Genomic DNA, 26,758 nt, shown 5'->3' with positions numbered 1-26,758 from the left:
GCCTGAAGCAGTATGGCGGCCCGTTTCTGTTCGGCGAACGCAGCGCGGCGGATGCGATGTACGCGCCGGTGGTGACGCGTTTCGTTACCTACGACGTCAAGCTGGATCCGGAGATTGTCGACTACGGGCAGCGCATCATGGCGCTGCCTGAAATGCAGCAGTGGATCGCGGACGCGCAGCAGGAAGTGGAGGAGATCGACGAACTGGACGTGGAGTTTTGACCGCTTAATCCCGTCGCGCCGCCAGCTTGAACACACTCACTACCTGCGCTAGCCGCGCAGCCTGATTGCGCAGTTCGGCCGCCGCGAGTTCGGCCTCGCCGACGATCGTCGCGTTCTGCTGGGTTGCCTCGCCAATCTGCGTGACGGCAAGGTTGACCTGTTCGATGCCGCCCGATTGCTCGCGCGACGCAGTGCTGATCTCCGCCATGATCGCGCGGACCTGGTCGACTTGCTGAACGATGCCTTGCATCGTCGAGCTGGCTTCTTCAGCGATCCGGAAACCGCTCTGAACGGTCGCCGTGGAGGCGGCGATCAGGCCTTCGATCTCCTTCACCGAAGCGGCGCTGCGCTGCGCGAGCGCGCGCACTTCCGACGCCACCACCGCAAAGCCCTTGCCGTGCTCGCCGGCGCGCGCCGCTTCGACGGCAGCGTTCAGCGCAAGGATATTGGTCTGGAACGCGATGCCTTCGATCACACTGGTGATCTCGGCGATCTTCTGCGACGAGCGGCTGATCTCGCCCATCGTCGAGACCACGCGCTCGACGGTGCGGCCGCCTTCGAGTGCGGCGTCCGCGGCTTTCGTGACAAGCGTATTGGCTTGCGTGGCATGGTCGGCGTTCTGCTGCACGGTCGACGTGATCTGTTCCATGCTGGCCGCCGTTTCCTCGAGGCTGCTCGCCTGCGTGGCAATCCGCGCGGCGATGTTGCCACTGCCGGTGGCGATCTTTTCGGTGCCTTCCGACATATCCGCCGACGCATTGCGCACTTGCGAAACAATGCGCGCGAGGCCTTCGCCGATGCCGTCGATCGCTTGCATCAGGCGGCCGATTTCGTCGCCGCGCGCATTCGCGCCATTCGCCACGCGCACGCTCAGATCGCCTGAGGCAAAGCGCTCGGACGCCTTCGCGGCTTCATCGAGCGGACGGCTCACGAGACGGCGCACGGCGATCAGGAACACGATCGCGAATGCGCCGACCAGCGCGAAACCGATCAGCAGGAATTCATTGCGCGTCCTGACGACGTCCGCCATCACCTCGTCGCGCGGCGCGACACCGCCGACCAGCCATTGCCATTCCGGCACCGTGATGAACGAGACGAATTTGTCGCGCGCGTCGTGCTCACCGAGCGTCGCGTCGGCGGAACTGAATTCCAACTGGCCTTCCTTCATGTCGAGCATTTGCTGATACGGCGCGTTCGTGTTGCCCGCGTTTTGAGCGGCGGCGGCCGGATGCACGATCAGCTTGCCGCGATTAGTGCCTTTCGACGCGTCGACCACGAAGTAGTAGCCGCTGTCGCCGATTTTCAGCTTGCTGATGCCGTCCTCGACCGACTGGATCTCCTTGTCCACATTCACGCCCACGAACAGCGCGCCGATCACGCGACCGCTTGCGTCGGTAATCGGCCGATATTGCGTGATCAACCGTTTGCCGAAGAGCACTGCGAGTCCCGTATAGTACTGGCTCGCAAGGATCTGCCGGTACGCTGGCGACGTGCGGTCGAGCAGCGTGCCGATGGCGCGTGAGCCGTCCTGTTTTTTCAGCGACGTCGTCACGCGCACGAAATCGTCGCCGCTGCGCGCGAACACGGTGGCCACCGCGCCGCTGCGTTCGAGAAACTGGTCGGGAATCGAAAAGTCCATGTTCAGGACTTTGTCGCCGGCCTTGATGGCCGGGGTCGCAACGCCGTTGATGTCGACTTTCTGGGTTTCGTCGAGCGTGTAGCCCGTGGGCAGGAAGCTCGCGAACAGCGACATCGAGCGATCGACCTCGGCCGAGAGCGCCTTGTCGAACAGCGCGATCATCTCGGCGATCGAGCGGTCTTTATCGGCGATGCGTTCGAGCACCTGATTGCTGACCTGCTTGCCGGCGGCGCGGGTGAGCGCCAACGTGAAGGCGGCGAAAATCAAGGCCACCAGCACGCAAGACAGCACGGCAAGCCGGGCGCCGACGCTGGCGCGCCGCAAAGAGAGAAATTCCATTGTGCTCGGCGTAAAGAAAGACATGTGGCGCGCAAACCATGCGAATGCATGGTTGACACCCAGATCAGGATTACGGCCGATTCGCCCATATCTTTAGCGTTTTCGAAAGCCCTGCGTAATATATCGAGGTGTATTGCCCGTCAACGCGTCAACGTTTTCAGCACGCCAAGGCACCAGCGAAAGGTCGTCAGCGCATCAACGCGCCGACGCCCCGCGCCAGGTGCGCAGCAGCAGCGCATTGGTGACGACGCTGACGCTCGAAAACGCCATCGCCGCGCCGGCCAGCATCGGGTTCAGCAAACCGAAGGCGGCCAGCGGGATGCCGACCAGGTTGTAGACGAACGCCCAGAACAGGTTCTGCTGGATCTTGCGCCAGGTCCGGCGCGAAATATCGATGGCGTCCGCCACCAGCGCGGGATCGCCGCGCATGAGCGTGATGCCGGCCGCCTGCATCGCGACGTCGGTGCCGGTTGCCATCGCAATGCCGATGTCGGCGGCAGCGAGCGCGGGGGCGTCGTTGATGCCGTCGCCCACCATCGCGACGATGCCGGCGCTGCGAATTTTCAGGTCGCGGATCACGCGGGCTTTGTCGTCAGGCAGAACTTCGGCGTGGAATTCGTCGATGCCGAGTGCCTTGGCGACGCTCGCCGCGCTGCCGTGGTTGTCGCCGGTGACGAGCACGCTTTTGACGCCCATTTGGGCGAGCCGCTCGACGGCCGCGCGGGCGTTCGGTTTGACGGTGTCGCCGAAAGCGATCAGGGCGAGTGCGACCGGTGCAAGCGGCGCGCGCTGCATCAGCCAGGAGACGGTGTTGCCGGCGGCTTCGAGCTGTTTTGCTCGCTCGGCGAGTTGCGGTGGCAACGGGATATCGAGTTCGTTGAGCCAGCGCGTGCTGCCGAGCGCCAGCGTCCGGCCGTCGATGTCGGCTTCCACGCCGCGTCCTGGTACTGCGCGTGCGGCGCTTGTTGCGAGTGTTGTAATCGGCGACTTGGCCGCGAGCTTCACTTCGTCGTACGCCTTCACTACCGCCCGCGCCAACGGATGATCGCTATGCCGCTGCACGGCTGCGGCGAGTGCCAATGCCTCATCGCGTCCCATATCGCCGATCGCCTCGAACGCCGTCACCGACGGTTGCCCGATCGTCAGCGTGCCGGTTTTGTCGAACGCGACAATATTGACCCGATGCGCGGTTTCCAGCGCCTCGGCGTCCTTGATCAGCACACCGTGCCGCGCGGCGACACCGGTGCCGGCCATGATGGCTGCGGGCGTCGCCAGTCCAAGTGCGCACGGGCAGGCGATCACCAGCACGGCGACCGCATTCAGAATCGACGCTTCACCGCCGGCGCCGGCAATCAGCCAGCCCACCAGCGTCAGCGCCGCAATCGCCAGGATCGCCGGCACGAAGATCGCGCTGACCCGGTCGACCAAACGCTGGATCGGCGCCTTCTCGGCCTGCGCGCTTTCCACCAGACGGATGATGCGCGCGAGTGTGGTTTCCGCACCGATCGCGGTGGTCGTCACCGCAATCGCGCCTTCGCCGTTGATCGAACCGGCGGTGACCGGATCGGTTGCCTGTTTCGGCACCGGCAGGCTTTCGCCGGTGATCAGCGATTCGTCGATATGGGTGCGGCCTTCGAGCACCGCGCCATCGACCGGCACGCGTTCGCCGGGGCGCACGATCACCACCGTGCCGACCCGCACTTGCGCGAGCGGTACTTCGCGTTCCTCCGCGCCGACGCTGATTCGCGCGCGATCGGGGCGCAGCGCGTTCAGCGCGCGGATCGCATCCGTGGTCTGGCGCTTGGCGCGCGCCTCGAGCCATTTGCCGAAACGCACCAGCGTAATCACCACCGCCGACGCTTCGAAATACAGATGCGTCATGTCGCCCGGATGGGTGGCCAACTCGTAGACGCTGATCCCATAAGCCGCCGACGTGCCGAGCGCCACCAGCAAGTCCATATTCCCGGCGCCGGCCCGCACCGCGCGATAGGCCGCGCGATAGAAGCGCGCGCCGAACACGAACTGCACGATCGAGGCTAGGGCGAATTGCAGCCACGGGGAAAGCATCGCGTGTATGCCGAACCATTCGCCGACCATCGGCAGGACGAGCGGCAGCGTCAGCACGGCGGAGGCGAGTACGGCCGCCAGTTCGCGGCGGGTTTGGGTGCGTTTGCTGTCGGCGGTGTTGGCAGCGGGGGCATTGTCGGCCGACGCGGACGCCTCAGGCGGCAAAATCAATGTTGCTTCGTAGCCGGCTTTCTTGACCGCTGCGATCAGTGTGTCGGCATCGGCATCGCTATTTGCGTCCGAGGCCGCCTCGCTGAAATTGACGGTTGCCGTTTCGGTCGCCAGATTCACCGACACGCCGGCGACGCCCGGCACCTTCGCGAGCGCCTTCTCGACGCGCGTTGCGCACGACGCGCAAGTCATGCCGCCAATCGCCAGTTCCTTGACCTGCGGCGCTTGTGCTGATGTGACATCTGGAAGGGCGGCGGGCGTCGCCTCGTAGCCCGCTTTGCGTACGGCGCTGGCGAGCGTGTCGGGGTCGACGGCGGCGTCGCTGTCAATGCTGGCCTTTTCCGTGGCGAGATTCACCGACGCGCGCGTGACCCCCGGCACTTTGGCCAGCGCCTTCTCCACGCGCATCGCGCACGAGGCGCAGGTCATTCCGCCGATGTCGAGTTCGGTGGTTCTGGAGGACGTGGCGTCCGCGGGACGCAGTGGGGAGGCAAGTTCGGTCATGATCAGCAGGGCTCATAGCGGCATCGGGCCGCATCGTGAGTCCAGTATTGACCTTCCCATAATGGGAAGGTCAAGGATGTTTTTGCGGCGAGCTCAAGCGCTGCCACCGGTCACAGAAAACGCCGGTCGAAACCAGGCTCAGAACGCGGGCGGCGCGTCCAGCATGGCCTGACCCACCGCCTTCTGTTCGTCGCTGGCGCGCGCCAGCAGCGTTTCGGCCGCACCGCGCCGGTCGGTGGCTTCCTTGTTCTGGCCGAGTTTCCACTTGCCGACCAGTCGCGTGATCTCGATCTCGAGGCCGACGATCGCGCCAAGCATCTGGGCGATATAGTCGGCCGGCGCGTCGCCCATTTTCCACGGCACCGCTTCGCCTGCTTCCATTTTGCGGGTGAGCCGCGCGACGAGGCCGCGCAAGAACGCCTCGTCGTCGCGCACGACGATCCGGCCATGCGCATGCACGACCATGTAGTTGTAAGTCGGCACCTGACGATGTGTCGCGTGCTTGCTCGGATACCAGGTCGGCGAGATATAGGCGGCCGGCCCCTGGAAAATGACGAGGGTTTCCGGGTTGGCGGCGATTTCCTGCCAGACCGGGTTGGCGCGGGCGACGTGGGCGCGGAGCACACCGTGGGAATGCGCGGGCGCGTCGTTTCCTGCCGACGCGAGCGCCAGGTCGGCGCCGGAGGCGCGCTGCGCGTCGTCGCTTGCGGGAATTGGCTTCGCGTCGAACTCAAACGGCAAATGATTCGCATCGAGCCCATTCGGCCCGTGGGTAATCAGCGTGCCGAACGGCTGCTCGGCAATCAGGCGATGGAGAACCTCTGGACGGTTCTCTTCAAAATGGGCAGGCATATACATAAAGCACTCCGGAGACAAAGAATCGGCGAGTGATCGACAGGGCGGCCAGCAAGGCAAGAACCAGCGCCGAAGTGACAAGAATCGTCAAGCTGATTGTCAACAGTGTCCGCGCGCGCACTACAACGCCCTATTGCTGCCTTTGCGCTTGCCTGGTAAGCAAGGATACGATACAACCCGATGTTGTCGGCATCGCAAGCCGCGGACCGGCTGCGCTCGGCTTAGGGAGGCCACGCAAACAGGTTTCGCTGCGCACCGACGTTTCCCTTAGGACCGCACGTTCCGCCACCTGAACGAATGATAAAAAACCGCCAAGAACCGTTTTCGCTTCACTGGACCTGCGCATCGCTCGCAGGCCTCGCATTTCTGGCTGGCTGTGCGTCGACTCCATCCACGACGCACAGATCCACTGGCTGGATCAAGGACGAAGTCGCCGATTCATATGTGTTCGGCTATCCGCTGGTGCTAATGGGCGTCGCGCGCGACGCGGCGGTCGGCACCGCTCCGGGCCAGGCGCCGGTCAATACGCTGCGCAACGCGCAGGCCTTGCCGCCAATCGGCGCAGCCAATCCGCCGCGGCCGAGTCTCGACACGCTCGACTCGACCGGCTGGCTGGACGTCGGCAGCGAGCCGGTGATCGTGTCGTTGCCCGACTCGCATGGCCGCTACGTGGACGCCCGGGTCCTCGACATGTGGACCAACGTGGTGTGGTCGACCAGCTCGCAGTTTGCCACCCGCGCAGCGGGTATCAAGGCGCAGACGATTGCCTTCGTCGGTCCGGGCTGGCAGGGCGATCTGCCCAAAGGCGCGAAGCGCGTCGACGTGCCGACCCGGAACGCCTGGGTGAGTGTGCGTATCCAGTCGAACGGTACCCGCGACCTGACGGCGGTGCGCAAGCTGCAGCGCGCCATCCGCGTCGCGCCGTTGAGCGTCTATGCCGGCGACACGCGCGTGGCGTCGATCACGCCGCCCCGCAGCAATGCCGCCGATGCCGCAGCCGCAGCCGCTTCCGGCACGCCGCCGGCGCAAGTCGCCGCGCTCGACGCGAACAGCTTCTTCAGCAAACTCGCGCAGGCGTTGCCTGACAATCCGCCAACACCGGCAGATCCGCATGCGCTGAAAATCCTCTCCGACCTGGGCGTGCCGCCTGGCGATCCGGTGAAGCTGCCGAGCGCGCCGGAAGCGATCGCCGCGGGTCTCGCCGACGGTCACGAGCGCGTCGTCACGCCGCCGTCCAATATGCTGAGCGGCAACGGCTGGAGCTGGTTCGGCGACGGCGTGGGCAACTACGGCCCGGACTACGCAATGCGCGCTTACGCCGCAGCGAACACACCGGGCATCGGCACGAAAGAAGATGAAGTGCGCGCGATTGTCACCCGGGACAGCGACGGCCATGCGCTCAACGGCGCGAACCGCTATGTGATCCACTTCGCGCCGAATCAGTTGCCGCCGGTGCGCGGCTTCTGGTCGATCACCGCTTACACGAAGGACGGCGCGTTAGGAGAAAGCGCGCCGGCGCGTCTGGCGGTCGGCGATCGCAACGGTGCGCGCCGCAATCGCGACGGGTCGCTCGACGTCATGGTGTCGTCGGCGCGCGGCAAGAGCGGCAACTGGTTGCCGGCGCCGCGCGCCGATCTGCAACTGATGCTGCGGTTGTACGCGCCGAAGCCGCAAGCTACCGACGGCAGCTGGCAACCGCCGGCGGTCGTTCGGCAATGAAGTGCGCCGATGATGTGCATCCGCGGTGCGCAACAGTGATATGCGTCACTGTTGTGACAGCAATGCATGAGTAACGCATGACTCAGCACAACTCAGCCCCGTGTCCGCCGCTTCGTGCCGGCGGACATGCGGTGCTCTAACGCGCAACAATGTGTAAGCCCCGGCTTACATTTCTATGCCGCGGAAGATTCACCACTTATACTGCCGCTTGCGGGATTTTCGTTTCGCGGCGGGCTTGCCGCCGCATTACCCAAGACCGAGCATGGCAAGCCTCAATAAAGCATCATTCGCCTCTTCCATGCAGACCGTGCGCGACGTCGCGCAGTCACGCCGTACCCGGCGTGTCATCACCGGTCTGCTGATCTTTCTCGTATTGTTCGGTCTGCTGGGCTTTTTCGCGGCGCCGCCGTTGATTCGCCACTTCGCCGAGCAGCAGCTCAGCAAGCAACTCGACCGGCCCGCCACGATAGGCCGCATTGCGCTAAATCCGTACACGCTGAGATTCGAAGCCGATCGCGTGCACATCGGCGAGCGCGGCGGCGCGGGCGATTTTGTCGATATTTCGCGGCTTATCGTGAAGCCCTCGTGGAGTTCGCTGTTTCGCGCCGCGCCCATTATCGACGAAGTACAACTCGATTCGCCGCGTTTTCATATCGTGCGCTACGACGCGCAGCGCTTCAATTTCACCGATCTGATCGAGAAATTTTCGAAGCAGCCGGCCAAGCCCGATAGCAAGCCGACGCTCTTTTCGGTGTCGAACATCCGCCTCGAAAACGGCCAGATCACGCTCGACGACAAGCTGCTCGGCGCAACCCACGTGCTCGATCAATGGAAGCTTGGCATTCCTTTCATCGCCACGCTGCCTTCGAAAACCGACATCTTCGTCGAGCCGCTTTTGCGCGCGCGCATTGACGGTAGTCCGCTCGCTATCGACGGCAAGACCAAGCCGTTCGCAGCCTCGCGCGAGTCGGAAGTGTCGTTGCGTTTCGACGGGCTCGACGTGCCGCGTCTGATGTCCTATGTGCCGACTAAGCTGCCCGTGATCGTGCAGAGCGGCAAGCTATCCACCGATCTCAAGCTCAACTTCGTGGTCTCCCATGACGCCCCTTCGTTGCGCGTGGCGGGCACGGTCGATTTGAACGACGTGGACGTGCGCGACCAAGGCAAGGCGCCGTTCTTCGCGGCGCGCGCGGTGCATGTGGCGGCCGCGACGCTCGAGCCGTTGAAGAGCCTGTATCACTTCGACGATATTCGCATCGACGCGCCAAGCGCCAATCTTGCGCGGGATAGAGATGGCGTGTTGAGTGTCGAGAAGATGTTCGCGCCCGCGCCTGCTCAGAAGGCTTCCACCTCGGCGTCGGCATCCGCGTCTGCTTCTGCTTCTGCTTCTGCGGCCACTACGGCTCAAAACGCCGCCAGCGCACCCGTCGCCGCATCCGGTGCGAGCGCCCCGGACAAGACCGCGCAGCCTCTGGACCTGTCGATCAAACGTTTCGCGCTCAACGACGGCACCGTGAACGTTCACGATGAAGCCGCCTCGCGGCCGGTCGACCTTGGCCTGCAAAAACTGGCTGTCACGCTGACCGATTTCTCGACGCTCGCCACGGCGCCCGCGCACTACACGCTGAACACCGACTTCAAGGATGCGGGCGGTTCGCTCGGCGCGGCGGGCGCGTTCGGCCTTGTCGCGAAGACGGCCAGTGCGAAGCTCGATCTGAAGTCGTTGAAGTTGCCGCTGCTGCAACCGTATCTCGACACCGCAACGGCCGCGCAGGTGGTGGACGGCGCGCTGTCCGCCAACGCGAACATCGGCGCGAACTGGTCGAAGTCCCCGGCCGCGGTGATGGTCACCGACACGCAACTCGATCTGCAGTCGCTCAAACTCGCGGCACGCGGCGACACCACCCCGGTGGTCTCGCTCGCGCAAGGCACGGTGACGGTCAAGCAGGTGGACGTCGCGGGACGCACTGCCGACATCAGCGGCGTCGACACGACTGGCCTGGTGGTCAACGCGCAGCGTCTGAAAGACGGCAGTATCGATCTCGCCGCGCTCGCCGGTCCGCATCAGGCCGCGCAGCAGCGCACGGCGATCCATGCGGTGAAAAAGGCGCAAGCCGAAGGTCCCGTGTGGCATTACAAAATCGGCGAACTCAACCTGAAAGACGCGAGTGCCAACTTCACCGACAACACCACGCCGCGGCCGGTGAAGCTGAGCGTGACGCCGCTGCAACTGAAGGTGCAGCAGATCAGCGACGATCTGAGCAAGCCGCTGCCGATCGATCTGCAAGCCACGCTCAACAAGAAAGGCACGCTCGGCGTAAAAGGCGATGTCACGGCCACACCGCTCAAGGTGGCCGTCAAGGTGAACGCGGACCGTCTGGATGCGGCAGCGTTCGAACCGTACTTCGGCGGCAAGCTGAATGCGTTGATCGCGAGCGCGTTGCTCAATGCGAGCGGCGACCTCACGCTGAGCCAGGCGAAAGCGCTCAAGGCGACGTATCGCGGCGACGTGGCGCTCGTCGACGTACGCATGCTCGACAAGGCGACATCCGACCCGTTCGCCGGTTGGGGCTCACTCGCGCTGACGAATCTGAAGGCGGACTACGACGAGCACGGCACGGTGGTCGACGCGGGCCGCGTCACCTTCACCAAGTTCTATGGGCGTGTGCTGCTCGACGCGCAAGGCAAGCTGAATCTCAAGGACGTGGTCGCGCATGAAAGCGGCGCCGCGCAATCGCTGACACGCGACAAGAGCGGCCACGAGCCGGTGCCGTTGACGCCAGAGGCCGCCTCTGCGCCGGTGGTGGCGTCCGCCCCGGTTCCCGCATCTTCTGCGACGCCGGCCACGGTGACCGCCGCTACGCCGCCGCAAAGCCCCGTCAAACTGCACTTCGGTCAAGTGGTGCTGCAGCAGGGCCGCGTGACGTACAGCGACAACTTCATCAAGCCGAACTTCACGGCGAACCTGGTCGGAATTCAAGGCACGGTCGGCGCGTTCGGCACGCAATCGACCACCTCCGCGCCTGTCGACATCGCCGCGAAGCTGGCCGCCAATGGTCCGCTGTCGATTCGCGGCACGGTCAATCCGCTGATCGCGAAACCGGCGCTCGATCTGACTGCGAGCGCGCACGATATCGAGCTCACCAATCTCACGCCGTATTCGGCGAAATACGCCGGCTATCCGATCACCAAGGGCAAGCTGAACGTCGATCTGCACTACAAGCTCGATAACGATCAGTTGAACGCGAACAATCATATTTTCATCGACCAGCTCACGTTCGGCGATCACGTCGAGAACGACACGGCTACCAAGCTGCCCGTGCGGCTCGCAATCTCGCTCCTGAAAAATTCACGCGGCGAAATCGATGTGAATCTGCCGGTGTCGGGCTCGTTGTCAAATCCGGAGTTCAGCATCGGCGGCTTGATCTGGCATGCCGTGCTCAATCTCTTGCAGAAGGCGGTGACCGCGCCGTTCTCGCTGATCGCCAACGCATTCGGCGGCAACGGCGAGGAATTGGGTTACGTCGAATTCGAGCCGGGTTCAGCGCAACTCTCGGATGCCGCCGATAAGAAGCTCGACACGATCGTGAAGGCGCTGGCTGACAAATCGTCGATCCGTATCGACCTGATCGGCCGTGTCGATCCGGCTGTCGACGAACCCGGTTTGCGTACGCAGTACGTTGAGCGCCAGGTCAAGCAGCAGAAGATTAAAGACGTGGTGGGCAACGGCGAGAGTGTCGATCTGTCGACGGTGAGCGTTGATCCGAAGGAATACGACAAGTACCTGTCCAAGGCCTACACGTCGGCCGACTTCAAGAAGCCGCGCAATTTTGTCGGCCTGACCAAGAGCCTGCCTGACGACGAGATGAAGAGCGCGCTCGCCGCCAATGCCCCGATCGACGACGCCAGCTTGCGTCAGCTCGCGCAGCAACGGGCGCAGGCGGTGCAGCAGTATTTCGATGGCAAGATCGACAGCAGCCGCGTATTTATCGTCGCACCGAAGTTGAATGCGGATGGAATCAAGGACAAGGGCGCGACGACGCGGGTGGACTTCGGCCTGAAGTGAGGCAGTGGGCGATCAGGCGGCGCGCGTAGGCCTTTTCTTCAACGCCGTCTGCTCGATTACCCGGGCGAGCGTGTCGAACGCCGGACCGATTTTCTCGTTCGCCACGCAGGCGTATCCCAGCAAGAGGCCGCGCCGCGCGGGCGTCTCGCTGCTGTAGTAAGCGGCGAGTGGCCGCACGATCACGCCGGCGTCGTAGGCCGCGGCGGTTACCGCGCGATCATTCGCATGATCTGGCAGGCCGAGCACCAGATGCAGGCCGGCTTCGTCGCCCATCACCGGGAGTTCGTTGGCGAAACGCGCGGTGATCGCGTCGATCAGAATCTGCCGGCGCTCGCCGTAGAGTGCACGCATCCGGCGAACGTGCGACGTGAGATGGCCGTCCATGATGAAGTCGGTCATCACCGCTTGCTGCATCAATTGTCCCTCGCGATACAGCTCGGCCACGCCGGTGCGGAACGTATCCGCCAGATGCTCCGGCGCGATCATGTAGCCGATCCGCAAACCGGGAAACAGCATCTTCCCCAGGCTGCCGACGTAGATCACCTGGCCAGCGTCGTCGAGTCCTTGCAACGATGCTAGCGGACGGCTGCCGTAGCGGAACTCGCTGTCGTAGTCGTCTTCGATAATCCAGACGTTGTGCTGGCGCGCGTATTCGAGCAGCGTGCGGCGGCGCGCGAGACTCATCACCATGCCGAGCGGATATTGATGCGACGGCGTGACGAGCGCCAATCGCGGTGGCTGTTGCAGATCCTGTTCGCGTGGGTTGAGGCCCTCGTCGTCCACAGGCACGGGCACCAAGGTGATCCCAGACGATTGCAGCACGCTGCGCGCGCCCCAATAGCACGGCTCTTCCACCCATGCGCGATCGCCGACGTCGGTCAATAAACGCACCGCCAGATCGATCGACTGATGAATGCCCGTCGTGATAATGATCTGATCGGGCGTGCAATTCACCGAGCGCGCGACGCGCAGGTAGTCGGACAATGCGCGCCTCAGTGGTCGATAGCCGCCGCCGGGCGCGTAAGTCAGCAGGTCGGGGTTGGCTTCCTTCCACAACTTCGCCTGCAAGCGGCTCCACGTGCGCGCCGGAAACTCGGCGACGTCGGGCACGCCCGGCATGAACGCCCCCCACTGTTTGGCGGAGACGCCTGCCTGATCGATCAGCCGGCGTCCGCGCGTGGAGAGGTCGCCGAGATCCCGTTTCGGCGTCCTCTGCGCCGCGTCCTCGTGCGCGTCCACATCCACCACCGCCGGCTTCTTGCGCCCATTCACGGCCGCCGTGTCCGGCCGCGTGTCGGCGACATACGTGCCGCTTCCGGTGGTCGAGATGACGTAGCCTTCGGCGGTCAATTGATCGTACACGTGCAGCACCGTGTTGCGCGCGATGCCGAGGTCTTCGGCGAGCGTGCGCGAACTCGGCAGCTTGGTGCCGGGCGGCAGTTGACCGGTCAGGATGGCCTGCTGCATCAGCCGCAACGTCTGTCTGTAGACCGGTTCGGCGGCCGCGCGGTCGAGCCGCGCGGCGAGCCAATCCGACAAGATCACGGTGTCCAAGTGGTTCTATCCGGAATAATGAAATGGTTCCATATTGTAGAACCGTAAGGGACTATAGTGAGCCACGCAATTGACGCTATCCCTCTGTCTTGCAGGGGGTGCCGGCCGAACCGCAGAGGAGACGAAGGGATGAAAACCGATGACGTGATCGTCAGCTTTCGAGGTGTGCGCAAGACATACGACGGCGAAACGCTGGTCGTCAAACAGCTCGATCTGGATATCTACCAAGGCGAATTCCTGACGCTGCTCGGACCCTCGGGATCAGGGAAAACCACGTGTCTGATGATGCTGGCGGGTTTTGAATTTCCCACCGGCGGCGAGATCTGGCTGGACGGCACGCTGCTCAATACCGTGCCGCCGCATAAGCGCAACATCGGCATGGTGTTTCAGAACTACGCTTTATTTCCGCATTTGACGGTCGAGCAGAACGTCGCGTATCCGCTCACCGTACGCAAACTCTCCCCGCAGGAGCGCGCTCATCGCACGAATAATGCGCTGAAGATGGTGCGCATGGAGAGCTTCGCGAAGCGTTATCCGGCGCAGCTTTCCGGCGGGCAGCAGCAACGTATTGCACTGGCGCGGGCGCTCGTGTTCGAGCCGAAGCTCGTGCTGATGGACGAGCCGCTCGGCGCACTCGACAAGCAGTTGCGCGAGCATATGCAGTACGAACTTAAATCATTGCACGAGAAGCTCGGCGTGACGTTCGTCTATGTGACGCACGATCAGGGCGAGGCGCTGACCATGTCCGACCGCGTCGCCGTGTTCGATAAAGGCATCGTCCAGCAGCTCGATACCGTCGACCGTCTGTACGAATCGCCGTGCAACGAGTTCGTCGCCAACTTCATCGGTGACAGCAACAAGCTACGCGGCACGATTGCGAACGTCGATGGCGAGTACTGCGAGTTTCATCTGATTGACGGCACGCGGCTCACGGGACGCAATATCGGTGGCGCGCGGGCGGGCACGCCGGCGGTTGCATGCATCCGGCCTGAGCGCATGAAGCTCGCTAACCTGGGGAATGGCGCGTCACGACCGGGCGCCAATGCGTTAAGCGGCGAAGCGCGCGGGCTGATCTATTTTGGCGACCACGTACGCATGCGTTGTGGGCTGCCGGAACAGGACGAGTGCTTCGTCAAGGTGCCGCTGGGCACCGGTGCACTCGAAACCTTCACGCCCGGTGCGCCGGTTGCACTGGAGTTCGCACCCGAGCATCTGCGGGTTTTTGCCGGGGCGTGAAGGCGTTTGGCGCGAAGCGATCGACGGAATTCGTTCAGTGCGGATCGTTCGGCGCAGTGGGTCCAACGTAGTTGATCAAATTCAGGCAGGTCGAGTCAGCAGCACATAACAAGCCGTACCGTAGTTCGCTGAAGTTGGAAGCACACCACCAAAGGAGAGCAAGACACCATGAACAAGATCGGGAAATCGCGCTGCGCCATCGCCGTCGGTGCTGTCGCCCTTGCGCTGGGCGCCGCGCAGGTCAATGCAGCTGAACTGACGGTCGTCAATTTCGGCGGCGCGAATGGCGACGCGCAAAAGGTCGCATTCAACCAGCCGTTCGAAACGCAGACCAACAACAAGGTGACCGCGGTCGAATATAACGGCGAGCAGGCCAAAGTGAAGGCGATGGTCGAAGCGAAGCATGTGAACTGGGACGTGGTGGAAGTCGAATCGGGCGACATCGGCCGAGGTTGTGATGAAGGGCTGTACGAGAAGCTCGACTGGTCGAAGATCGCCAAGAAATCGGATCTGATTCCGGATGCACCGCAAGCTTGCGGCGTGGGTTTCTTCGTGTGGTCGACGGCACTTGCGTATAACGCGGACAAGCTGAAAACCGCGCCGACGGGCTGGGCCGACTTCTGGGACGTGAAGAAATTCCCCGGCAAGCGTGCGATGCGCAAGGGCGCGCGTTACAACCTGGAATTCGCGCTGATGGCCGACGGCGTGCCGCCGAAGGACGTCTACAAGGTACTCGCCACCAAAGAAGGCCAGGACCGCGCATTCAAGAAGCTCGACGAACTGAAGCCGAATATCCAGTGGTGGGAAGCGGGCGCACAGCCGCCGCAATTCCTCGTTGCGGGTGACGTAGTGATGTCCACTGCGTACAACGGCCGGATCGATGCCGCGCAGAAGGAAGGCAAGAATCTCAAGGTCGTATGGAACGGCAGCATTTACGACCTCGACTATTGGGCGATTCCGAAGGGCTCGCCGAATAAGGCGCTGGCTGAGAAGTACATCGCGTATTCGCTTTCGTCGAAGCCGCAGCAGGACTACGCGCATAACATCGCGTACGGTCCGGTGAATGTGGCGGCGATCAAGGCACTCGATCCGAAGACGCTCGCGAATCTGCCGAACTCGCCGGCTAATGGCAAGAACGCAGTGTTGCAGAACCTCGCGTTCTGGACTGACCATGGCGATGAGCTGGAGCAGCGGTTTTCGTCGTGGGCTTCGAAGTAATTGAGTTCGTATGAGGCGGCGCGGCTTTTGTTGGTGAAGCCGTGCCGTGGTCACGCAGGACAACGCGCGTCCATTTGAATGATGTGGACGCGCGGTGGGACGCAATGGAGACGGACGTGACTACGATGACGATCGCTGCCGATTCGACGCCCGAGTCGAGTGTTCGGCTCAAGCGGGAACTGAAGGCCGCGGAAGCGAAAAAACGCGCAATGGCGCTGTTGCTGATCGCACCGCTCGCCATTTTTCTGTTACTGATTTTCGTCGTGCCAATCGGTGCGTTGTTGACGCGCGCCGCGCAGAATCCGGAAGTTGTGAGCGCGTTGCCGCATACGCTGCATGCATTGCGCGATTGGGATCGCAAGACGCTGCCTCCGGACGCGGCGTATGCCGCATTGGCAGTAGACCTCGCCGCAGTCGCCGATAGCGACGGCATGGGTGCGCTGGCGCGCCGCTTGAACGTCGAAATTCCGGGCTACCGATCCCTCGTCGCGAAGTCCGCTCGCGCGATGCCGTTCGTCGACGACAACAACAAGCCTTTAGCGCTCGCGCCCGCCCAGGTTCATGCGAAGTTCGTCGAACTCGACGAGCGCTGGAACGACATCACCTATTGGCAGGCGATTGCCAGGAATTCAGGCGTGTATTCGCCGTTCTATCTGCTGGCTTCGTTGGACCACAAGCAGGACGCGTTCGGTCACATTATTCCGACCGATCCAGACCAACAGATCTATCTCGCTGTGTTTAGCCGCACATTTGTGATCGGCGCGGTCGTGACGTTTTTCACGTTGCTGCTCGGTTATCCGCTTGCGTACTGGATTTCGACGCTGTCCGATCGTCGCGCGAATCTGGTGATGATTCTCGTGCTGATTCCGTTCTGGACGTCGATCCTCGTGCGCGTCGCGGCGTGGATTGTGATTCTGCAAAGCGAGGGGCTGGTGAACAAGGCGTTGATTGCGAGCGGGCTGTTGCATGACCCGCTGGCGTTGCTGTTCAACCGCACCGGCGTGTACATCTCAATGACGCACATTTTGCTGCCGTTCATGATTCTGCCGTTGTACAGCGTGATGAAGTCGATCCCGCCGACATATCAGCGCGCCGCGATTTCACTGGGCAGCCATCCGTTCGCCGCGTTCTGGCGTGTGTATGTGCCGCAGACGTATCCGGGCATCGGTGCGGGCGCGCTGCTCGTGTTCATTCTGGCGATCGGCTACTACATCACACCGGCACTGCTCGGCGGACCCGGCGATCAGATGGTCAGCTACTACGTTGCGTACTTCACCAACGTCACAATCAATTGGGGTATGGCGTGCGCGCTCGGCGGTCTGCTGCTCGCCGCCACGCTCGTGCTGTATGTCATCTACGGGCGCTTCACGCGTTCGTCACTCAGCCTTGGCTGATGGCCTGAACGGAGCTTACTCGCGATGAAACTTGCCAAGCCCTTGTTCGCGCCGCATACGTCATGGGTTGAACGTGTGTGGTACTTCGCGCTGCGCGCGCTGGCGCTGCTGACGCTGCTGTATCTGATTTTGCCCGTGCTGGCGATTGTGCCGCTGTCATTTTCATCGAGCACGTTTCTGGTGTATCCGATTCCGGGCTGGTCGCTGCGTTGGTATCAAAACCTGATCGCATCCGATGAATGGCGCATGGCCGCGAAGAACAGCTTTATCGTGGCGCCGTCGGCGACGGTGGTCGCGACCGTGCTCGGCACGTTGGCCGCAATCGGGCTGACCAAGGCGAACTTCCGCGGTAAGGCGCTGCTGATGGCAATCCTGATTTCGCCGATGATCGTGCCGGTGGTGGTGGTCGGTGTGGGTATGTATCTGTTCTTTGCGCCGCTGGGGCTGGCGAATACGTATATCGGGCTGATTCTGGCGCATGCGTCGCTAGGTGTGCCGTTTGTCGTGACGACGGTGGCCGCGACGTTGCAGGGCTTCAATTACAACCTGGTGCGTGCCAGCTTGTCGCTGGGTGCGAATCCGGTGAAGACGTTTTTCCGGATTACGTTGCCGGTGATTGCGCCGGGTGTGATCTCGGGGGCGTTGTTCGCGTTTGCGACTTCGTTTGATGAGGTGGTGGTGACGCTGTTCCTGGCAGGTGCGGATCAGACGACCCTGCCGCGGCAGATGTTCACCGGTATCCGCGAGAACATCAGCCCGACGATCGCGGCGCTGGCGACGATTTTGATTGTGTTTTCGACTTGCTTGCTGTTGGCGCTGGAATGGCTGCGGGGGCGCAATGCGGCGCGGGCGGTGAAGGTGTGAGTGGCAAGCCGTATCGGCGACAGCCGTCCCGGCCTTCTCCGATGCGGACTTTTTATGCGTTTGAGGTGATCTTCCCAAAAGTCCCAACTTTCTGACGTCAATCTAAGAATCTTCCCATTCCCCCTCTAGCTGCGTCTCTTCATACTCGGAACCATCTTAAAGAAGATGCGTTCGACGCAGAAATCCAATGAAATTCCAGTTAACGGTCCTTGCATGTGCCCTGGCTTTGTCAGGTTGCGCGGACCATGCCGCCCGTGAGCGGCTCGGCATCGAAGATGCCACCGTGCTGAAAACCGGCGTGGGCGCCTCGCAGAACGAGGCCGCAGGCGCGGTCAACGGGCAATGGATCGACACTTACGCGCCGATCGTCAGCAGGCGCACCGCGCTGACATCGTTGCAACAACGGCTCGATCAAGCACCGGGCGACAGAAACAGCTATTTCCACGCGAAGGCTCAATGCTGGTTAGACGCTGGCCAACAGGCCTCTCAGGCCAACGACCAATGGGGCTTCGTCGAGGAAGCGATCGGCCAGGCCGCGATGATCACGATGGGCCTTGAAAATAGCACACCGTTGTCTGCGGCTAATCCGGTTTTGCGAACCGTGTCGACGGTGCGCCCTGATCTGTGGAAGATCGTCAACGCTATCAAGGCCGACCCCGCCATCGCCGAATGTCCTGAGGCGCAACAGCCCCTTGCGTGTGCCGAAGTCGAATTGACGCAAGCTGGACATGATGCATGGACGCGGAGTTTTTCGAACGCCGAAAAGCGCGTGCCGGAGGTTCAGGATAACTTGCGGAAATCGGCGGAAACGGCGCTGCAATGCGCGCAGGCAAAGCACGCGCCGGCGCCTACGGCACAAGCACCGAGAAAAATAACGCTGCGGGCCGACTCCCTATTCCGCTTCAACGGCGGCGACGAAGCGGCGATCCTGCCGGCCGGCAAGCAACATCTCGACAACGTCGTGACGGGTCTTAAGAAGGTTTCCGCGATACGCGAGTTGAAGATCACCGGCTACGCCGACCGCCTCGGCAGCGATGCATACAATCAAAGCCTGTCTTTGCAGCGTGCGCGGACGGTCCAGCAGTATTTGAGCAGTCATGGCATCACCTTGCCGATAACGGCACAGGGTCAAGGCAGTACCAATCAACTGGTTACCTGTCAGCAAACGAAGCGCCACGATCTGGTGCAATGTCTTGCGCCAAATCGCCGGGTCGAGATCGAATTCGTGGCCGGGGCTTCCTAGCGTACCGGCGCGTCAAGAATGACCGTCGGCGTGAACGAATGCCGACGTCGTGCGGCCGGCCGATCTTTTTGACTAGCCCGCGTTGTATCACCGCTCGTCTACGAGCCCCTTAACCTGATCCCCTGCAGTCTCACGTCGCGAGGCGGGGACGCTGCACGCATTCTTCTCGCTAGATGCGGCTTTCATGGCTTACCCGTGGTGAGCGCCAGCATGGCAAGGGAATAATTTCATGAGGAATGTTATAAATGTCTACTATTCTGGTTGTCGACGATCACCCCGCATTTCGGCTGGTCATGAAGATGCAACTCATGCAACTGCTTGGAGTTGAAGAAGTGATCGAAGCCGACAACGGCCAAACCGCTGTAGAAATGGCTCGACAACACACACCGAAACTAGCGATCCTCGATCTCGACATTCCACGCATCAGCGGGCTTGATGTCATTCCGCGTCTCAAGCTGGCACATCCGTCGATGCGCGTGCTGGTGCTGTCCGGGCAGGATCCGGCCACCTTCGCGCCGCGGGCAATGCGCTCGGGTGTCCACGGTTTTGTCGCAAAGTCGCAGGAAATGAAGGAAATCATGCGCGGTGTCGAAGCTGTACTGGCTGGCTACACTGTGTTTCCCGTAACAGCTAACGGTACCGGTATTGGGCGTGGCGCCAACTTGGCAAATGAAGAGGACAGACTCACACTATTGTCCGATAAGGAACTCGTGATTTTGCAGATGCTGTCGACAGGCATGTCGAACAAGGCGATAGGCGACGCACTGTTTATGAGCGACAAGACCGTGAGCACATACAAAAGCCGCATCCAGGAAAAGCTTGGGCTGTCGTCATTGGCCGCGCTCATTGAGTTCGCCACGTTGCATCGGTTAATCGACTGAGTGTGGCGGGCTATGAATAAAATGAGCCTGCTTGGTTCTTCAGCGGGTGCGCGTCGTCGTGCGCTGCGCTCATCTCACAGTTTCTGCAGCAGCGCGGGACTGACTTCAATCCGTTTCGCGACGCTATTGGGCTGTCTCTTCGCGTTTGCACTGCTGTGCATGCTCTCCATGCGCGCCAACGGGGCGCCATTAGTCGACGGTACACCGCGTGCGCTGCGCGCTGAGGAATCGCATGCTGCCCCAGTGCCGACTGCGCGCGACGCAGTGGGGCAACTCGGGCGGTCGGCTCACAATCCTCATTCGCGCGGGGAGACCGCTACTAGCGCATCTGTTGCGCTTGCTTCTGGTGATAACCGCAATGCGTTTGGCGGACTGGCGACAGGCGCACGTGATGCCGCGATCGAGCGGCAAACCTGGCTGTTGGCGCTTGCAGCCCCAGCAGTCGTTGCGCTGGCCGGCGCGTGCTTATCTCGCGCTGCGCTGAGGCGCGCTACAGAGAAACTGCACCACGCTGAGAACGAATGGACGCGCCGATGCGATGCAGCCGAAGTGCGGGAGCAGGCCGCACGCGTCGCAGCATCCGCTGAGGTGAGTGCCGCCGCGAAGCAGGAGCGGCTCTTGTTGCTCGGCGCGATGCGCGTCTATGTGGAAGCGCCATTGACCGCGGTGGCGGGGCTGCTTGAATCGCTCGAAACGGCGGCCACGCCGTCGGCTCAACGCGCGCGGATTCCGGTGATTCGATCCGCGGTGCGCACATGGGGTCAATCGCTTCACGACTTGCTGGATGTTTCGCCGCTGGCGTCGCGCGCCTTCGTTCTTGACGAAAGCGCGACGAATCTGCGCGGACTCGTCGACGGCGTCATTGCGCTGGCGTCTCCTTTTGCGGCTCAGCGAGGCGTGCGCTTGAGCTCGAGCGTCGATCAAACGGTTGCTGAGCGGCTTCTCGCTGATAGCGTGCGGCTCGGTCAGATTTTCTTCCATCTGCTAAACCGCACGGTGCGGGCCCGCACGCATGGAGAGATTGCACTCGTCGTGCGGGCGGAGCCGTCGAATTCCGGCTCGCAGCGAATTGTTATCAGCGTGACGGATGCCGGAGAAAAATCCGCACATGCCGCACAACTGCAACTCTTCGGGCCTGACGTTGATGAATCGTTCGTAGGCGAGCGGCTTGGCGACGCTGATGCATGCTTGCCACTTTGCCAGATCCTTGCGCAGCGTATGCAAGGCGAGCTTTCCATCGCAAGCAGCTCAGATTCCAGCACTCGCGCGAGCTTCAGTGCGCCGTTCACCGTTGATCAATGGGGGCCGTCCGCAGAACCTGCACCTCACACGCAGGCGCCCTTGTTCGCCGTTGCCGCGCAGTCGCAGGAAGCTGTCGCGAGTGCCGCATCTGAACCCTTCGAGCGCCGCTATCTTGAGGCGCTGTCTGAAGAGGGTATCGATCTCCACACCTTTCTGGGCGGCTGGCGCCATTCGATGGACGACGACCTGAAGCGCCTGAGCGGATTGAGTCACGAGCGCGACAGCGAAGGGTTGAGCCGCGTGTTGCACAGATTGAGCGGAGCCGTAGGTCTCGTCGGTGCGCGTAGCCTGATGGAAGCGCTGCAGCGCGCGAGCACCACCCCGCAGGAATACGAGACGGTTGCGATTGACGCGCTCGTGGAGCGCACCAGGACCTTGGTCGCGCAATTTGACACGGCGGTCGACCCCCACCGGAGCACCATACGATGAACCGACCGCAGGCCTTGATCGAAGGCGATCTGGCGTTCCCGAAGCCGCGGCCATTTGATGGCCTGCCGCCGCCTTTCGGCTCGCGACGACGCGCGGCGCAGGCTGCAGCACAAGATACAGCGCAACGCGCCCCCCAACCGGCAGCCCAAACCGAAGCGCAGCAGGCGATCCAGGCCGCGGTGCAACGCAAAGAGCAGCCGCCGCGCCAAAGCCCATTTCCTCCGGGCGTGAAGCACATTCTGTTCTACAAGGCACCGCGGCAACGCTCGGATCCCCATCGTTTTGATGTGGAGATGGCTGAAGCGAAGCGCTACCTTGAGATGGGCAAGACTCGTCCGCGTTCATCGCGCTCGGATTACCTAATTGGGGCGACGATCTTCCTGGGTTGCAGCATTGCGCTGGCCTGGTTACTGGCAACATGTACGACGCGAGACGCAGAGAAGGCGATAACGCTGGCCGTGACGCGGCCGGCTGCGCCGGAGGTCAACAGCGCATCTGGCGATCATGTGCAAGAACAGGGCAAGTTGACTCGGTCCGCAGGTAAGGACACGCAGACGGTTGCGCAGAGTCAGCCTTTGGACGCGAGCAGGGTATCGGCCGCATCTGCGCCGAGCTCCGCTGTGGCAGCGACCGCACGCGCAAACTCGGCACCGAACTATGCGGCGGCAACTGCCGCAGCGCCCGCGCGTTCAGTGGCAAGACCGGTTGCGGCAGCCGTGGCGCCGGCAAGTTCGGTCACGAGCTATGCAGCGGCGGATGTCGCGCCGGCGCGTCCCGGCGCGAGCTATGCACTACCAACAGCATCGCCGAAGAGCTACACCAAGAACAACGACACGTCGCACGTGGGCGCCCGTCGAAGCCCGCGCACGCAGCTATCGCAGCACGCCGCGCCGCAGCCAACCACGCAAGCATCTACCCGCGAGGCCATGCTGAGCCGTCCGGCGAAGGCAGATCGCAAAGTCGCCGTCGCGCGCATGACCGAGGCACATGTCGACCAGCGGCTCGCATTGAGCCGCGCGGTTCGCCCGGCCGCGCTACCGTCCGTGTCGAAGCAGCCCGAATGGACCGCCCGTTCGTCAGCCGAAAAAACCGACACGATCGACCAGGCCGCCTTGCTCAACTGGGCCGCCCAACAGCGTGCACATGTCACCACGCGCGCCACCGTGCCAGTATCGGGAGACAGCGACTGGAACGCCCGCATGACTCAACGCCGGATTACCGACAACCCCGACGCCTTCCGGGCAGGCTCAGGCGCCCCGCAGAAATAAAAAAAAGCCCGGCCAAAGCCGGGCTTCAAAAATCGGCTGCGTCCTCCACAGGACGCAGCCCCTGCAAAACAGCTCGCAGTCACTGCATGCGTAAGCGAATAACTTAAGCAGCCAGCAGCGAACGCAACACGAACGGCAGAATCCCGCCGTGCTTGTAGTAGTCGACTTCGATCGGCGTGTCGATACGCAGCAGAACCTGCACGCGCTTCTCCTTACCGTCCTTACCGCGAATCACCAGCGTCACTTCCTGCTGCGGCTTGAAGTCGTTGCCGAGGCCTTCGACGTCAAACGTTTCTTCGCCAGTAATACCGAGCGATTGCACGCTATCCGAGCCCTTGAATTGCAGCGGCAGCACGCCCATGCCGACCAGGTTCGAACGGTGAATCCGCTCAAAGCTACGCGCAACCACAGCCTTCACGCCCAGCAGTTGCGTACCCTTGGCCGCCCAGTCACGCGACGAACCCGTACCGTACTCTTCACCCGCGAACACGACAGTCGGCGTACCCGCGTCGATGTACTTCATCGCTGCGTCATAGATCGACTCTTGCTCGCCGCTCGGCTGATGAATCGTCAGGCCGCCTTCCACACGCGTGCCGTCTGCCTTTGCCGGAATCATCAGGTTCTTGATCCGGACGTTGGCGAACGTGCCGCGCATCATCACATCGTGGTTGCCGCGGCGCGAGCCGTAGCTGTTGAAGTCGGCCTTCTGCACGCCGTTTGCCTTCAGCCACTTGCCTGCCGGCGAGTCTTCCTTGATCGAGCCAGCCGGGCTGATGTGGTCGGTCGTGACCGAGTCACCGAAGATGCCCAGTGCGCGTGCGTTCTTGACAGCGGGGATGCTGTCCGCCGGCGTCATCGAGAAGTCCTTGCCGAAGAACGGCGGCTCAGCGATGTAGGTCGACTTCGGCCAGTCATAGACTTGACCTTCTTCGCCTTCGATCTTGCTCCACAGGTCGCCCTTCTTGGTCAGCGCCGAGTAGTTCTTGCGGAACGCGTCTGCGTCCAGCGCGAACTTGAGCAGTTCGTTGACTTCTTCGCTGGTCGGCCAAATGTCGCCCAGGTAGATGTCCTTGCCGCCGTTGCCCTTGCCGACCGGTTCGGTCATCAGGTCGCGCGTGATGTTGCCGGCGATCGCGTAAGCCACAACCAGCGGCGGCGAGGCCAGGAAGTTCGCGCGGATGTTCGGGTGAATACGCGCTTCGAAGTTACGGTTGCCGGACAGAACCGCTGCGGCGACGATGTCGTTCTTCGTGATCGCTTCGTTCAGTTCCGGCGTCAGGTCGCCCGCGTTACCGATACAGGTCGTGCAACCATAAGCGGCCAGCGTGAAGCCGAGCTTGTCGAGGTACTTCATCAAGTCGGTCTTCGTCAGGTATTCCGTGACGATGCGCGATCCCGGCGCCAGCGAGGTCTTGATGTGAGGAGCCACCGTCAGGCCGGCTTCGACCGCCTTCTTCGCCAGCAGACCAGCCGCCAGCAGCACGCTCGGGTTCGACGTGTTCGTGCACGACGTGATCGCGGCGATCAGGATGTCGCCGTTCTTCACGTCGACGCCGTTGCTCGTCGTGTATTGCGCGTCGAGATCGTCGGCCTTCTTCGCAAAGCCGTTTTCTGCAACCGGCTTCGAGAACAGATCGCTGAAGGTCGACTTCACATGACCGATTTCGATACGGTCTTGCGGGCGCTTCGGACCTGCCAGCGACGGCGTCACCGTGCCGAGATCCAGCGTGACGACCTTGGTGTAGTCGATCTGGCCAGCCTTCGGAATACCGAACAGACCTTGCGCCTTGAAGTAGTTTTCGAAAGCGGAGATTTCTGCGTCGGTGCGGCCCGTGCCCTTGAAGTAGTCGATGGTTTTTTCGTCGACCGGGAAGAAGCCCATGGTTGCGCCGTATTCCGGCGCCATGTTGCCGATCGTTGCGCGATCCGGCAGCGACAGCGACTTCGTGCCTTCGCCGAAGAACTCGACGAACTTGCCGACAACCTTTTCCTTACGCAGCAGTTCCGTCACGGTCAGGACCAGGTCGGTCGCCGTCAGGCCTTCGCGTAGCTTGCCCTTCAGTTCAACGCCCACCACGTCCGGCGTCAGGAAGTACACCGGCTGGCCGAGCATGCCGGCTTCCGCTTCGATACCGCCCACGCCCCAGCCCACCACGCCGATGCCGTTGATCATCGTGGTGTGGCTGTCGGTGCCGACCAGCGAATCCGGGTAGTACACGGTGTCCGCGCCCTCGGCCTTCTTGTGCACGCCGCGTGCGAGATATTCCAGGTTGACCTGGTGAACGATACCGACGCCCGGCGGCACGACCTTGAACGTGTCGAATGCCTGCATGCCCCACTTCATGAACTGATAGCGCTCGTTGTTGCGCTGGAATTCCAGTTTCATGTTCAGGTCGAGCGCGTTCTTTTCGCGGAAGTGATCGATCTGCACCGAGTGATCAACCACGAGATCGACCGGGACCAGCGGTTCGATCGACTTCGGATCCTTGCCCATGTGTTTCGCGACACCGCGCATTGCGGCGATGTCGGCGAGCAGCGGCACGCCGGTAAAGTCTTGCAGCACGACGCGCGACACCACGAACGGGATTTCGTCGACGCGCGCTGCGGTCGGCTTCCAGTTCGCGAGTTGCGTGATGTGTTCTTCGGCGATCTTCTTGCCGTCGTAGTTACGCAGCACCGATTCCAGCACGATACGGATCGAAACCGGCAGGCGGTCGATCTTGATGTTCAGTGCCTTGCCGAGTTGCGGCAGGGAGTAGAACTTGCCTTTGCCGGAACCGCTGTCGAATTCCTTGAGCGTTTTGTGGAGGTTGTGGGCCATGGTGTTTTCCTTGGTTTGATCGCGGAACTACTGTACTTAACTAGATGACGTACAAATCGACGTATTCATTGACCGGCATGGCTTCGAGCCTTGCCTGATCCAGCGACACGTCGAGAATCGCCAGTTGTTGCCTGACCGGAAAGCGGCGCGCGAGGTTGGTCTTGAACTTCTCGACCAGCAACGGAATTCCCTCTTCGCGACGACGCTTATGACCGATCGGGTATTCGACTACGACTTCTTCGAATGTCGACCCGTCGTTGAATTCGATCGTCAGTGCATTGGCGATCGAACGCTTCTCCGGATCGTGGTAATCCTTCGTGAACTGCGCGTCTTCGACGCATTCCATCTTCGCGCGCAACACATCGATACGCGCGTCCTGCGCAATCGAATCTTCATAGTCCGCGGCCGTCAGGCGGCCGTGGATCAGAGGCACGGCAATCATGTACTGGATACAGTGATCACGGTCGGCCGGATTGTTCAGGGGGCCTTTCTTGTCGATGATGCGGATTGCGGCTTCATGGGTGCGGATCGCGATCTTCCTGATGTCTTCGACGCGCTTGCCTGCGCTTTCAAGTTGCGCGTGCAGCGTCATCGCCGCTTCCACGGCCGTTTGCGCGTGGAATTCAGCCGGAAACGAGATCTTGAACAGCACGTTTTCCATCACGTACGAGCCGTACGGGCGCTGGAACGTGAATTCGCGGCCCTTGAACAGCACGTCGTAGAAGCCCCAGGTCCGCGCCGTCAGCGCCGACGGGTAGCCCATCTCGCCGGTCTTCGCGATCAGCGCCAGGCGCACGGCGCGCGCGGTGGCGTCGCCGGCCGCCCACGATTTGCGCGAGCCGGTGTTGGGCGAGTGGCGGTAGGTGCGCAGCGACTGGCCGTCCACCCACGCGAGCGAGACGGCGTTGATCACCTCCTCGTGCGTGAGGCCGAGCATCTGCGCGACGACCGCGGTGGAGGCCACTTT

The 26,758-nt window shown here is 62.3% G+C and carries 16 protein-coding genes and 1 pseudogene; 11 read left to right on the top strand and 6 right to left on the bottom strand.

The genetic code is table 11. The features are described 5' to 3' along the window. Nucleotides 1–221, top strand: a pseudogene (locus tag QOC89_RS31145) (glutathione S-transferase); the annotation flags it as partial. Between the two features lie 4 nt (nt 222–225). Here QOC89_RS31145 and QOC89_RS31140 read toward each other — a convergent pair. From QOC89_RS31140 to QOC89_RS31130, 3 genes are all read right to left on the bottom strand, one after another. After that, entirely contained in the window at nt 226–2,199 is a 1,974-nt protein-coding gene (locus tag QOC89_RS31140) for a Cache 3/Cache 2 fusion domain-containing protein (protein ID WP_323048559.1), read from the bottom strand. A 195-nt stretch (nt 2,200–2,394) separates the two neighbouring features. Continuing rightward, on the bottom strand, nt 2,395–4,941 hold the full coding sequence (locus QOC89_RS31135; protein ID WP_323048558.1) for a heavy metal translocating P-type ATPase: 2,547 nt from the start codon (nt 4,939–4,941) through the stop codon (nt 2,395–2,397). A gap of 138 nt (nt 4,942–5,079) precedes the next feature. Next, the gene (locus tag QOC89_RS31130) at nt 5,080–5,799 is read right to left on the bottom strand and encodes an FMN-binding negative transcriptional regulator (RefSeq protein ID WP_323048557.1); all 720 of its coding nucleotides are present in this window, start codon (nt 5,797–5,799) and stop codon (nt 5,080–5,082) included. Nucleotides 5,800–6,093: 294 nt separating this feature from the next. Between QOC89_RS31130 and QOC89_RS31125 the strand changes: the two genes are divergently transcribed. Both QOC89_RS31125 and QOC89_RS31120 read left to right on the top strand, forming a co-directional pair. Continuing rightward, a complete protein-coding gene (locus QOC89_RS31125) occupies nt 6,094–7,515 on the top strand; it encodes a DUF1254 domain-containing protein (protein ID WP_323048556.1) in 1,422 nt (473 codons plus the stop codon). Nucleotides 7,516–7,777: 262 nt separating this feature from the next. Further along, nucleotides 7,778–11,581 (top strand): DUF748 domain-containing protein, encoded by a 3,804-nt coding sequence (locus QOC89_RS31120; protein ID WP_323048555.1) that lies wholly within the window; start codon nt 7,778–7,780, stop codon nt 11,579–11,581. 12 nt (nt 11,582–11,593) lie between these two features. On the opposite strand, the gene QOC89_RS31115 is transcribed toward QOC89_RS31120, so the two are convergent. After that, the gene (locus QOC89_RS31115) at nt 11,594–13,135 is read right to left on the bottom strand and encodes a PLP-dependent aminotransferase family protein (RefSeq protein WP_323048554.1); all 1,542 of its coding nucleotides are present in this window, start codon (nt 13,133–13,135) and stop codon (nt 11,594–11,596) included. A 129-nt stretch (nt 13,136–13,264) separates the two neighbouring features. Here QOC89_RS31115 and QOC89_RS31110 point away from each other — a divergent pair, with 129 nt between their 5' ends. The 8 genes from QOC89_RS31110 (at nt 13,265) to QOC89_RS31075 (ending at nt 22,970) form a co-directional block, all read left to right on the top strand. After that, nucleotides 13,265–14,371, top strand: coding sequence for an ABC transporter ATP-binding protein (locus QOC89_RS31110; RefSeq protein WP_323048553.1), 1,107 nt, complete (start codon nt 13,265–13,267; stop codon nt 14,369–14,371). Between the two features lie 168 nt (nt 14,372–14,539). Beyond that, complete coding sequence (locus tag QOC89_RS31105; protein WP_323048552.1) at nt 14,540–15,589, top strand: ABC transporter substrate-binding protein; 1,050 nt, start codon at nt 14,540–14,542, stop codon at nt 15,587–15,589. A 116-nt stretch (nt 15,590–15,705) separates the two neighbouring features. Beyond that, entirely contained in the window at nt 15,706–16,983 is a 1,278-nt protein-coding gene (locus QOC89_RS31100) for an ABC transporter permease (protein ID WP_323048551.1), read from the top strand. Between the two features lie 24 nt (nt 16,984–17,007). Then, nucleotides 17,008–17,847 (top strand): ABC transporter permease, encoded by an 840-nt coding sequence (locus QOC89_RS31095; protein ID WP_323048550.1) that lies wholly within the window; start codon nt 17,008–17,010, stop codon nt 17,845–17,847. 187 nt (nt 17,848–18,034) lie between these two features. Next, nucleotides 18,035–19,090 carry an OmpA family protein gene (locus QOC89_RS31090; RefSeq protein ID WP_323048549.1) on the top strand — a complete coding sequence of 352 codons (1,056 nt, stop codon included), beginning with the start codon at nt 18,035–18,037 and terminating at the stop codon, nt 19,088–19,090. Between the two features lie 245 nt (nt 19,091–19,335). Then, a complete protein-coding gene (locus tag QOC89_RS31085; protein WP_323048548.1) occupies nt 19,336–19,971 on the top strand; it encodes a response regulator transcription factor in 636 nt (211 codons plus the stop codon). A gap of 777 nt (nt 19,972–20,748) precedes the next feature. Continuing rightward, nucleotides 20,749–21,702 carry an Hpt domain-containing protein gene (locus tag QOC89_RS31080; RefSeq protein WP_323048547.1) on the top strand — a complete coding sequence of 318 codons (954 nt, stop codon included), beginning with the start codon at nt 20,749–20,751 and terminating at the stop codon, nt 21,700–21,702. Next, nucleotides 21,699–22,970: a hypothetical protein gene (locus tag QOC89_RS31075; RefSeq protein ID WP_323048546.1), complete on the top strand. Its 1,272-nt coding sequence runs from the start codon at nt 21,699–21,701 to the stop codon at nt 22,968–22,970. Before QOC89_RS31080 ends, QOC89_RS31075 begins: the two co-directional genes overlap by 4 nt. Nucleotides 22,971–23,073: 103 nt before the next feature. Here QOC89_RS31075 and acnA read toward each other — a convergent pair whose 3' ends face one another. Continuing rightward, nucleotides 23,074–25,791, bottom strand: a complete 2,718-nt coding sequence (gene acnA / locus QOC89_RS31070; protein ID WP_323048545.1) for an aconitate hydratase AcnA — start codon at nt 25,789–25,791, stop codon at nt 23,074–23,076. 40 nt (nt 25,792–25,831) lie between these two features. Beyond that, nucleotides 25,832–26,758: 2-methylcitrate dehydratase (prpD, locus tag QOC89_RS31065; protein WP_323048544.1), on the bottom strand; the 927-nt coding region annotated here is incomplete at its 5' end.

It is taken from the genome of Paraburkholderia sp. (assembly GCF_034668105.1).
Classification (GTDB): domain Bacteria; phylum Pseudomonadota; class Gammaproteobacteria; order Burkholderiales; family Burkholderiaceae; genus Paraburkholderia.
Note: the sequence above shows the minus strand (reverse complement) of the source record. Positions and strands in the feature narration are given on the sequence as shown.